Source organism: Pseudomonas sp. URMO17WK12:I9, from assembly GCF_900230165.1.
Lineage (GTDB): Bacteria > Pseudomonadota > Gammaproteobacteria > Pseudomonadales > Pseudomonadaceae > Aquipseudomonas > Aquipseudomonas fulva.
This window is the reverse complement of record NZ_OCMQ01000011.1, coordinates 88,241-98,944: the sequence shown is the minus strand read 5'-3', so window position 1 is coordinate 98,944 and position 10,704 is coordinate 88,241. Positions and strand designations below refer to the sequence as shown.

Annotated in this window: 11 protein-coding genes; 3 read left to right on the top strand and 8 right to left on the bottom strand. The window is 64.2% G+C overall.

What is annotated here, in order from left to right:
- Positions 1 to 131 precede the first annotated feature (131 nt).
- From purD to CRP40_RS18830, 7 genes are all read right to left on the bottom strand, one after another.
- Positions 132 to 1,421, bottom strand: a complete 1,290-nt coding sequence (purD, locus tag CRP40_RS18860; protein WP_027915275.1) for a phosphoribosylamine--glycine ligase — start codon at positions 1,419 to 1,421, stop codon at positions 132 to 134.
- 99 nt (positions 1,422 to 1,520) lie between these two features.
- Positions 1,521 to 3,128, bottom strand: a complete 1,608-nt coding sequence (purH, locus tag CRP40_RS18855; RefSeq protein ID WP_027915274.1) for a bifunctional phosphoribosylaminoimidazolecarboxamide formyltransferase/IMP cyclohydrolase — start codon at positions 3,126 to 3,128, stop codon at positions 1,521 to 1,523.
- Positions 3,129 to 3,209: 81 nt separating this feature from the next.
- Entirely contained in the window at positions 3,210 to 3,530 is a 321-nt protein-coding gene (gene fis / locus CRP40_RS18850) for a DNA-binding transcriptional regulator Fis (protein ID WP_023534526.1), read from the bottom strand.
- Positions 3,527 to 4,540 carry a tRNA dihydrouridine synthase DusB gene (gene dusB, locus CRP40_RS18845; protein ID WP_027915273.1) on the bottom strand — a complete coding sequence of 338 codons (1,014 nt, stop codon included), beginning with the start codon at positions 4,538 to 4,540 and terminating at the stop codon, positions 3,527 to 3,529. Before dusB ends, fis begins: the two co-directional genes overlap by 4 nt.
- Positions 4,541 to 4,747: 207 nt before the next feature.
- Positions 4,748 to 6,076 (bottom strand): DUF3426 domain-containing protein, encoded by a 1,329-nt coding sequence (locus CRP40_RS18840; protein ID WP_027915272.1) that lies wholly within the window; start codon positions 6,074 to 6,076, stop codon positions 4,748 to 4,750.
- Between the two features lie 42 nt (positions 6,077 to 6,118).
- Positions 6,119 to 6,997: a 50S ribosomal protein L11 methyltransferase gene (gene prmA, locus CRP40_RS18835; protein WP_027915271.1), complete on the bottom strand. Its 879-nt coding sequence runs from the start codon at positions 6,995 to 6,997 to the stop codon at positions 6,119 to 6,121.
- A gap of 112 nt (positions 6,998 to 7,109) precedes the next feature.
- Positions 7,110 to 7,565, bottom strand: a complete 456-nt coding sequence (locus CRP40_RS18830) for a MaoC family dehydratase (RefSeq protein WP_027915270.1) — start codon at positions 7,563 to 7,565, stop codon at positions 7,110 to 7,112.
- A gap of 130 nt (positions 7,566 to 7,695) precedes the next feature.
- Between CRP40_RS18830 and CRP40_RS18825 the strand changes: the two genes are divergently transcribed.
- From CRP40_RS18825 to CRP40_RS18815, 3 genes are read left to right on the top strand one after another with little or no spacing between them, the layout of a single operon-like run.
- On the top strand, positions 7,696 to 8,058 hold the full coding sequence (locus tag CRP40_RS18825; RefSeq protein ID WP_023534554.1) for a CidA/LrgA family protein: 363 nt from the start codon (positions 7,696 to 7,698) through the stop codon (positions 8,056 to 8,058).
- Positions 8,055 to 8,771 carry an LrgB family protein gene (locus CRP40_RS18820; protein ID WP_027915269.1) on the top strand — a complete coding sequence of 239 codons (717 nt, stop codon included), beginning with the start codon at positions 8,055 to 8,057 and terminating at the stop codon, positions 8,769 to 8,771. The genes CRP40_RS18825 and CRP40_RS18820 overlap by 4 nt, the downstream gene beginning before the upstream one ends.
- 9 nt (positions 8,772 to 8,780) lie before the next feature.
- A complete protein-coding gene (locus CRP40_RS18815; RefSeq protein ID WP_027915268.1) occupies positions 8,781 to 9,371 on the top strand; it encodes an LON peptidase substrate-binding domain-containing protein in 591 nt (196 codons plus the stop codon).
- A gap of 13 nt (positions 9,372 to 9,384) precedes the next feature.
- Here the strand turns inward: CRP40_RS18815 and CRP40_RS18810 are convergent, their stop codons facing one another.
- Positions 9,385 to 10,701, bottom strand: a complete 1,317-nt coding sequence (locus CRP40_RS18810) for a bifunctional DedA family/phosphatase PAP2 family protein (protein WP_027915267.1) — start codon at positions 10,699 to 10,701, stop codon at positions 9,385 to 9,387.
- Between the last annotated feature and the right edge of the window lie 3 nt (positions 10,702 to 10,704).

Below are 10,704 nucleotides of genomic sequence, written 5' to 3'. Positions count from 1 at the left end.
CCCATGTGCGGGGTGCTAACTATGCGCGGCGTGCCGAGTTGAAGGCAAGGCCCGCGGGCACGCCGACAAGACGGTTGCCGTGCGCCCGGCTGCACGGGCCCGGGCGCCTCGACATTACAGCGGTGAAGCGGTTATTGCTCGGCACGTTCCCGGGCAATGGCCCGGTAGCCGATATCGGTACGGTAGAAGCTGCCGTCCCAGGTGATCTGCTCGGCCAGGCGATAAGCTTGCTGCTGGGCGGACTCGACGGTTTCACCCAGGGCGGTGGCGCACAGCACGCGACCCCCAGCGGTCACCACGTCACCGTCCTTCAAGGCAGTGCCTGCATGGAACACCTTGCCTTCGAGCTTCGCAGCCGCCTCCAGGCCCGAAATGGCTGCGCCCTTGGCGTAGTCACCCGGGTAGCCGCCTGCGGCCAGCACCACGCCCAGGCTCGGGCGTGGGTCCCACTGCGCTTCGACCTTGTCCAGGGCCTTGGCGAAGGCCGCTTCGATGAGCAGCACCAGGCTCGATTCCAGGCGCAGCATGATCGGCTGGGTTTCCGGGTCGCCGAAGCGGCAGTTGAATTCGATGACCTTGGGGTTGCCCGCCTTGTCGATCATCAGGCCCGCATACAGGAACCCGGTGTAGACATTGCCTTCCTCGGCCATGCCGCGCACGGTCGGCCAGATCACCTGGTCCATGACCCGCTGGTGCACGTCGTCAGTGACTACCGGGGCAGGGGAGTAGGCACCCATGCCGCCCGTGTTCGGGCCGCTGTCCTGATTGCCGACGCGCTTGTGGTCCTGGCTGGTGGCCATGGGCAGCACGTTGTGGCCGTCGACCATGACGATGAAGCTGGCTTCCTCGCCATCGAGAAATTCCTCGATGACCACGCGTGAACCCGCTTCCCCAAAGGCATTGCCCGCGAGCATGTCACGCACGGCGGCTTCGGCTTCTGCCAAGGTCATGGCGACGATCACGCCCTTGCCAGCGGCCAGGCCATCGGCCTTGATGACGATCGGCGCGCCTTTTTCCTGCAGGTACGCCAGGGCCGGTTCGATTTCGGTGAAGTTCTGGTAGTCGGCCGTCGGGATCTTGTGGCGGGCCAGGAAATCCTTGGTGAACGCCTTGGACCCTTCCAGCTGGGCAGCGCCCTGGGTCGGGCCGAAGCAGTCCAGGCCACGGCTGCGGAACAGGTCGACCACACCGATGACCAGGGGCGCTTCCGGGCCGACGATGGTCAGGTCGACGTTCTTCTCGGCAAAATCAGCCAGTTGCTCCAGGGCGCAGACGTCGATCGCGACGTTCTCGCACTTGGCCTCGATGGCGGTGCCAGCGTTGCCCGGGGCCACGAAGACTTTTTCGACGCGTGGGTCCTGGGCGACTTTCCAGGCCAGGGCGTGCTCACGGCCGCCGCTGCCGATGATCAAAACTTTCATGTCAAAACCTCTAGATCTGTCGAGCGAGAGGCCCTGCCTCTCGCTGTGCCAGGTCGCACCGCGGCAGTTGCCTGCCTGGGTGCGGCCGATTGCCGTGAATCAGTGGCGGAAGTGGCGCATGCCGGTGAACACCATGGCGATACCGGCTTCATCAGCGGCAGCGATCACCTCGGCGTCACGCATCGAGCCACCTGGCTGGATGACCGCGCTGATGCCGACCTTGGCCGCATTGTCGATGCCGTCACGGAACGGGAAGAAGGCGTCCGAAGCCATGACGGCACCCTGCACCTGCAAGCCGGCATGCTCGGCCTTGATGGCGGCGATACGGGCGGAGTTGACCCGGCTCATCTGGCCCGCGCCCACGCCGATGGTCTGGCGCTGCTTGGCATAGACGATGGCGTTGGATTTGACGAACTTGGCCACTTTCCAGGCGAACACCAGGTCGTGGATCTCTTGCTCGGTCGGTGCACGCTGGGTGACGATCTTCAGGTCATCGGCCGTGATCATGCCGATGTCACGGCTCTGGACCAGCAGCCCGCCGTTGACTCGCTTGAAGTCCCAGCCGGCAGCCCGCTCAGCTGGCCACTCGCCACATTCGAGCAGGCGCACGTTCTGCTTGGCTGCAACCACATCGCGGGCAGCCTGGGAGATCTTCGGTGCGATGATCACCTCGACGAACTGGCGCTCGACGATGGCCTTGGCGGTTTCGCCGTCCAACTCGCGGTTGAAGGCAATGATGCCGCCGAAGGCCGATTCGGTGTCGGTGGCGTAGGCCAGGTCGTAGGCTTTGCGGATACCGCCTTCGTCTTCAGGCACCACGGCCACGCCACACGGGTTGGCATGCTTGACGATGACGCAGGCCGGCTTTACGAAGCTCTTGACGCACTCGAGCGCCGCGTCGGTGTCGGCCACGTTGTTGAAGGACAGCTCCTTGCCTTGCAGCTGCACGGCAGTGGAAATGCTGGCTTCGCCTTTCTTGGCTTCCACGTAGAACGCCGCACGCTGGTGCGGGTTCTCGCCGTAGCGCATTTCCTGGGCCTTGACGAACTGGGTGTTGAAGGTGCGCGGGAAGTCGCCGCGTGCTTCGGTGCTCAGGGTTTCCTTGGCCTGGTCCACGGTGCCCATGTAGTTGGCGATCATGCCGTCATAGGCTGCGGTGTGCTCGAAGGCCTTGAGCATCAGGTCGAAGCGCTGGGCGTAGGTCAGGCCGCCGGCCTTCAGGCCCTCGACGACGCTGGCGTAGTCACCGGCGTTGACCACGATGGCCACGTCCTTGTGGTTCTTGGCAGCCGAGCGGACCATGGTCGGGCCGCCGATGTCGATGTTCTCGATGGCGGTCGGCAGGTCGCAGCCAGGCTTGGAGATCGTGGCTTCGAAGGGGTACAGGTTGACCGCCACCAGGTCGATGGGCTTGATCCCGTGCTCGTTCATGATCGCGTCGTCGGTGCCGCGGCGACCGAGGATGCCGCCATGGATCATCGGGTGCAGGGTCTTGACCCGGCCATCCATCATTTCGGCGAAGCCGGTGTAGTCGGCCACTTCCACCGCGTTGACACCGTTGTCCTTGAGCAGCTTGTAGGTGCCGCCGGTGGACAGTATCTCGACGCCGAGCTGTTGCAGCTCACGGGCAAATTCGAGGATACCGGTCTTGTCGGAGACGCTGATCAGGGCGCGGCGGACTGGCAGGCGGGTAGTCTGGTCGGTCATTTCGGGTTCCAATAACGCGGTGGAGTCAGCAAAAAAGGCGTCTGTGTTGAGACAGGCGCCTTTTTCGATCGGGATTCTGGCTTACAGCAAGTCGTATTGCTTGAGCTTCTTGCGCAGCGTGCCTCGGTTCAAGCCGAGCATCTCGCTGGCTTTGGTCTGGTTGCCCTTCACATAGCTCATCACGCTTTCAAGCAGCGGCGCCTCGACTTCGGAGAGCACCAGGTTGTACACGTCCGTGACGGTCGCGCCTTCGAGGTGGGCGAAGTAGTTGTGCAGCGCCTTCTCGACGCTGTCGCGAAGGGTCTGGCCCTCTTCGCTCGGCGTGTTCAGGTGCTGTTTCAGGTTGGCGTTGTCGCTCACGGGCGTTGTTCCACTCACAAATGTTTCGGTCATCATCGTCATGCGGCCACCCCTTGTCCGTCCTCTGTCTCAAGGCTCTGTCGACGTTCACTGAAAAACGCGCGAACGTTGGCGCACTGCGCTTGTGTGTCTTCCAAAGCGTTGAACCGGGAGCGAAACTCCTTGCCGCCGGGTCGTGTCGCCAGGTACCAGCCCACGTGCTTGCGGGCGATCCGCACACCCATGACATCGCCGTAGAAGGCGTGCAGGGCGGCCAGGTGCTCCAGCAGGATGCGTTCCACCTCGTCCAGCTGCGGCGCTGGCAACTGCTCGCCAGTGCGCAGGTAATGCTCGATCTCGCGAAAGATCCAGGGCCGGCCTTGAGCGGCCCGGCCGATCAGCAGGCCATCGACGCCCGTGGCGTCGAGCACTGCCTTGGCCTTTTGCGGCGAGGTAATGTCGCCGTTGGCGAAGACCGGAATGGACACCGCTTGCTTGATAGCGGCGATGGTGTCGTATTCGGCTTCACCGGTGTACAGGTCGGCGCGTGTGCGGCCATGCACCGCAAGCGCCTGGATGCCAGCCTGTTCGGCTATTTTCGCCACGTTCAGGCCATTCTTGTTGGCCCGGTCCCAGCCGGTGCGGATCTTCAGCGTCACCGGAACATCCACGGCGCCCACGACGGCCCGCAGAATGTCGCTGACCAAGGCTTCATCTCTCAATAAAGCAGAGCCTGCCGCCTTGTTGCAGACTTTTTTTGCCGGGCAGCCCATGTTGATATCGATGATCTGGGCGCCCGCGGCGACATTGGCCTGTGCAGCCGCCGCCATCATCTGTGCGTCGCCCCCGGCGATCTGGACCGAGCGCGGCTCGGGATCGCCTTCGTGGATGCGGCGCAGGCTCGACTTGCGGCTGTTCCACAGGGACAGGTCGCTGGAGACCATTTCCGACACCACCATGCCTGCGCCCATGCGCTGGCAAAGTGTTCGGAACGGCTGGTCCGTGACCCCAGCCATGGGTGCGAGGATCAGGTTATTGCGCAGTGTATAAGGGCCGATGCGTACCGCCGACATAGGTGTTCCCTGTTGTGGGGCCGAATCTTGAGGTTCGAAAAAGGGTTGGCATGATACCCGCTCTGGATGACCGGATAAAGATGGATTTGGATAAAATCTGAACAACTGAGGGTTGCCGCCCCTGCACCCTGGGCTCCGGGTCGTCAGGCCCCGGACAAGCGGCATCATGGCCGGCGCAGCGGCAGCGTACCTGTTGGCCGTCAGGGTTTATTCCGGCGAGCGGAAGCTCAAGCTGTAGTTCACCGCTCGCTGACCTGGGTCAAGAATATCCAGCGCGATGTGGATTGGCGTCTGGCTGGGCATTTCGCCGCGTCCGGCCAGCTCCCCGGACAGGTATTCGGCCGGCTTGAAACGGCGACTGGCGATCAGCTGGCCATTGAGGTCCGAGAAGCGCAGTTCGAGCAGTGGAAAGGGTTGGGCGAAGGGGGCACGGTTATAGATGATGGCGTCCACGATCAGCGCACCTTTGAAGTCCGGATGGCTGCGCACCACCAGGTTGCTGCTCTTGATCCGGTTCACATCGACACGAGAGGGGACCTGGCAGCCCACGGCCGGACACACCTGCTCGAACAGCGGGCGGTACTGGTCCTGTCGGGACAGCTCGTCGAAATGGAACCAGACGTACTGCAAGGCGAGCATGGCAGCAGCGATCAGCGTCAACCCACCCCACAGCAGGCGCTTGCCCCAGGCCGGGGCCGGCTTCTCCCAGCCCAGTTGCAGCGGGTCGTCCACCACATCCACCAAGGGTTCCTTGCGCCTTGGGCGTTCGGCCTTGTCAGTGACCTCAGGCTCCATGCGCCCCATGGGCAACGGCGCTTCGTCGTGTTCATCGTCGGCGCGCAGGCTGGTTGCCAAGGGTTCGTCGTCGTGCGCGGTGAGGCCGGCAATCGACACCTCGTCATCGTCTTCGGGTCGCAGTGACGCTCCCAGTTTTGGCTCATCCTCATCCGTCACGATGCTGCCCAGCGGCGGCTCATCTTCTGCGTCTGCGTCCAGGCCGGCGGTGAAGGTCGGCTCGGTACGCGCCTCGCGCCGCGAATCTGCCTGGGGAGCAGGCTCGAGTACGGGGGCAGCAGCAGCCTGTTCCGGTTCAAACGGCTCGCCTGCTGCAGTGCCGAACACTTCGTCCAGGTGTTCGTCCGCGTCCTCCTCGTGACGCCGTGCCTGCAGCATGGACGCCTGATCGGCCTCACGCACCTGTACGGGCGCGTGGCGGCGCTCCAGGCGCTCCAGTTCCTTGTCCAGGTCGAGCTCGTCCAAGGCCTGGGCGGTCTGGGCCCAGGCCTCGTCGTCCGGCGCGATGGGGTGCACGTGCGCGGGGGTGGGCGCGGCAGGCGCCGGCGCTGCCTCGGTGGCCGGCAGCGGGCTCGGCGGGAGGGGGGCGCTGCGGTTCTGCTCCAGTAGCTGCTTGGCGGCATTGAACACTTGCAGGCACTGGCCGCAACGCACCACGCCACGGGCCACGCTCAACTGGTGGTGGGTGACACGAAAGCTGGTCTGGCAATGCGGGCACTGGGTGACGAAACTGTCGGTCATGCGGCAATCCGGAGGCTGTGCTGAGGGCTATTCTAGGTTCGACTAGCGGCGGCGACCACTGATTCGCACCCAGCCATCGCGAACGACGATAGGGTCCAGGTCGAAATCGGCAGCGTAGGCGGCGGCCACTTCTTCGCCTTGTTCAGCGAGAATGCCCGACAACGCCAGCAGACCGCCCGGGCGGACCAGGCCGCTGAGCTGCGGTGCCAGCGACACCAGTGGCCCGGCCAGGATGTTGGCCACCAGCACGTCGGCCTGCATGGCAGGCATGTGCTCGGGCAGGTACAGCGCGAACAGCTCGTCGGCAATGCCGTTGCGTTGGGCATTGTCGCGAGAGGCTTCGATCGCCTGCACGTCGATGTCCGTGCCTACCGCTTCGCGCGCGCCCAGCAACAGTGCAGCGATCGCCAGAATGCCCGAGCCACAGCCAAAGTCCAGTACCTGGGTGCCCTGCAACTGCTGACCGTCGAGCCACTCAAGGCACAGCGCCGTGGTGGGGTGCGTGCCCGTGCCGAACGCCAGCCCAGGATCGAGCAACAGGTTCACGGCGTCCTTTTCCGGAGCATCGTGCCAGCTCGGCACGATCCACAGCCGGCGGCCGAAACGCATCGGCTGGAAATTGTCCATCCAGCTGCGTTCCCAGTCCTGGTCTTCGATCACTTCGGCCTGGTGCTGGGGCAGCTCGACGCCCGTCAGCAGGCGCAGGTGCGCGAACACCTGTTCAGGGTTGGTGTCAGCCTCGAACAGGGCCAGCAGGTGGGTGTGCGACCACAGCGGCGTGGTATTGAGGTCTGGCTCGAAGATGGGTTGATCTTCGGCGTCCATGAAGGTGACCGACACCGCGCCGACTTCCAGCAGCGCGTCTTCGTAGGTTTCGGCTTGTTCCGGGCTGATGGCCAGACGTACTTGCAGCCAGGGCATGGCGTGTACCTTTGATAGATCCAGAAGGGCAGCCCAAGGCTGCGCGGAGCCTGGCAGTTTACGCGAGTGCGTAGGGTTTGTAGAGACGCCTGCGCCTGTCAGGTGCCGGTGCCTAGACAAAGCACAGGGACAGGGATTCAGCCCGGTAGGCGGGCTTGTCCTCGTCTTTTATCTCCAGCGTGGCGATGGCCTTGAGCAACCATTGGCCGGGGCGCTTTTGCTGCACATCGGCCAGCTCGACATGCAGGCGCACCTGGCTGTCGACCTTCACCGGCTGAATGAAGCGCACGCTGTCCAGGCCGTAGTTGACGACCATCTTCAGCCCCTGCGGCAAGACCAGGATGTCCTCGATCAGCGCAGGAATCAGGGACAGGGTCAGGAAGCCATGGGCGATGGTGCCGCCGAACGCGGTTTGCGCAGCTCGCTGCGGGTCAACGTGGATGAACTGATGATCGCCAGTCGCCTCGGCGAAACGATCGATACGCTGCTGGTCGATGGTCAGCCAGGCCGAGTGGCCGAGGGACTTGCCGACGTATTGGGTAAGCGCGGTGGCCGGCACTAGCGGCATGGTAATCCTCCTGGGTATGAAATGGCACGCGCGTGCAAGATCAGCATGCTTGGCCAGGCCGGTCAAGTTGCGCTCGGCGCGGGCAGCCTGCCCATGCTTATAATGAGCCGCACGCCTGAAGGAGAACGTTATGCTGTTGCGGGGTTTGACCTGGCTGGTGCTGTTCCAGCTGTTGGGGACGGCAGTCAATCATCTGTTGGTTCCCGTCCTGCCGGGGCCGATCATCGGCCTGTTGCTATTGCTGGGTTTTCTGATGGTGCGCGGCGAGGTGGGTGCGCCCCTCAACGAAGCTGCCGGCAGCCTGCTGCGCTACTTGCCGCTGTTGCTGGTGCCTCCGGCCGTGGGGGTGATGGTGTATGCCCGTGACATCGCCGCCGACTTCTGGGCCATCGTCGGTGCGCTGTTGATTTCCTGCCTGCTGACGCTGGTGGTGGTGGGCGTGCTGATGCAGAAACTCATTCATCGTCAGGCCCGGCGCGAGGACCAGCCATGATGCTCGATTGGCAAGGCGCATTGGATGCAGTGGTCCACCACCCATTGTTCGGCATTGGCGTGACCCTGGGGGCCTACCAGCTGGTGCTGGCCGGGTATGAGAAGACCCGCTGGATCTTCCTGCAGCCGGTGCTGGTGTCGATGGCCCTGGTGATCGGCGTGCTGCTGCTGTGCGGCATCGACTACGCCGAATACCGCAAGAGCACCGAAATCATGAACATCCTGCTGGGCCCTGCCACCGTGGCCTTGGCGGTGCCGCTGTTCCTGAACCTGCGGCGCATTCGCCAGTTGTTCTGGCCGACCTTGACTACGCTGGTACTCGGAGGCCTGTTCGCCACGGTGTGCTGCCTGTTGCTGGGATGGTGGTTTGGCGCCGAGCACATGATCCTGATGACCATGGCGCCCAAGTCCGTCACCTCGCCCATCGCGATGCTGGTAGCCGAGCAGATCGGTGGCGTGGCGGCGCTGGCTGCGGTCTTCGTGCTGATTACCGGGGTGATCGGGGCCATTTTCGGGCCTGCCTTGTTGAGCCGCTGCGGTGTGCTCAGCCCCGAAGCGCGGGGCATGTCCCTGGGCATCACGGCCCACGCGGTCGGCACCTCGGTGGCCTTGCAGGAAAGTGACGAATGCGGCGCCTTCGCCGCGCTGGCGATGAGCCTGATGGGCGTGGCAACGGCAGTGTTCCTGCCGCTGGCCGTCAGCCTGGTGGCTTGAGGAGTGATGATGATGCTACCGCTGTTTCCCCTCGACACCGTGCTGTTCCCAGGGTGTTTTCTCGACCTGCAGATTTTCGAAGCCCGCTACCTGGACATGATCGGGCGTTGCATGAAACAAGGCGAAGGCTTTGGCGTGGTCTGCATCGTGGAGGGCGAGCAGGTCGGCAAGGCGCCGCCCGTGGTGGCGTCCATTGGCTGCGAAGCGGTGATCCGCGATTTCGTCCAGCAGGACAATGGCCTGTTGGGTATTCGCGTCGAAGGGGTGCGGCGTTTCGATCTGCAGGCCACCGAGGTGCAAAAGGATCAACTGCTGATGGGGCAGGTGCAGTGGCTGCCTGAGCTTGACGACAGCCCCTTGCAGGAAGCGGACGACGACTTGCTGGCCCTGCTGCTGGCCTTGGGCGAGCACCCGATGGTCGAGGCGCTCGACATGCCCCGGCCTGTGGACGGGCGTCAGGCGCTGGCCAACCAACTGGCCTACCTGCTGCCCTTCGCCGAGCAAGACAAGCTGGACTTGCTGGCCCAGGACTCGCCCGAGCAGCGCCTGGGCGAGATCCACAGGTTGCTCGAGCGCATCCAGGGTGAGCTGTTTGCCTGAATAGCGCCTGGCGTCAGTACTGGTACCTGAGCAGGGCGTGGGGCAGAGCGTGGGTGGCAAAGAAGGCCAGCAAGGCGATGCAGGCCGGCAACACCAGCCACCAGACCTTCAGGGGCAGGGCCGGCAGGGTCTGACGGTACTGGGACAACGTCAGGCTGATCGCGCAGACGCAGCAGGCCAGCAGGGCGCCGGCCAGGATGTCGGTGGGCCAGTGTGCACCCAGGTACACCCGCGACAGGGCAATGGCCAATGCCGGAATGCAACCTAGCATGATCCAGGTCAGGCGCATGCGCGGTGGCTGGCCGCGGCCGGCGAGCACCGCTAGCACCAGAAAGAACGCAAACGACGCCGAACTGTGGCCGCTGGGCATACTGTAGCTGGTCAGCGGGTCGGTCAGCACTTCCGGCCGGGCCCGGGCGAACAGCCACTTGAGCGTGCCATTGGCGATGGCGGTGCCCATCAGCGCCCCAGCTGCGAAGAAAGCGTGCCGCCACTGGCGTACCACCAGCAGCAAGCCTGTCAGCAGCCCGCCGAGGAAGAACTGGGTGCGAAAATCCCCGAGCCGCGTCACCACCACCACGGCGCCGTCGATGGCCTGGCTGCGATGCTCCTGGACCAGCGTCATCACCCCGTCGTCGAAGGCGTGCAGGTAGGGCCAGCCAAGAAATACCCCGGCCAAGGCCAGCAGGCACAGGGCACCAATCAGCCGTGTGCCGTGGCGACGGTCGCGGATGCTGGTGCTCAGGCTAAGGCCGATGATCACCGCCAGCGTGCCGAAAATGATCCCGGCCTGGGGCCAGAAGCCTTCGGGCAGGGGCAGGCGCATGGCCGCACCGGTGGCCCAACCGGGCAGCAGGTAGGCGATCGACCACCCTGCGGCTGCCACCAGGCTCACGGCGATGAACCGCAGTAGCGGCATGTCGAACATGCCGGCGACCATTGGCAGCATGGGCCGCAACGGGCCGATGAAACGGCCTACGAGCAGGCTGGCGATGCCATAGCGCTTGAAGTAGGTTTCGGCGCTGCCGATCCATTCCGGGTGGTGCCGCAACACCGGCAGGCGGCGAATGTTCTGGTGGAAATGCTTGCCGATCATGTAGGACAGCGCGTCACCCAGTAACCCGCCCAAAAAGCCCAGCAGCAAGGTTTCGCCAAGGCCCAGCACACCGCTACCTGCCAGCACGGCTACCGCAAACAGCAGCACCGTGCCTGGAACGATGATGCCGGCGATGGCCAGGCATTCGATGCACGCGACCAGGAAGATTGCGACGCCAAGCCACTGTGGGTTGGCACCCAGCCAACCGGTCAGGCCGTCGAGCCATTGTTCCATGGT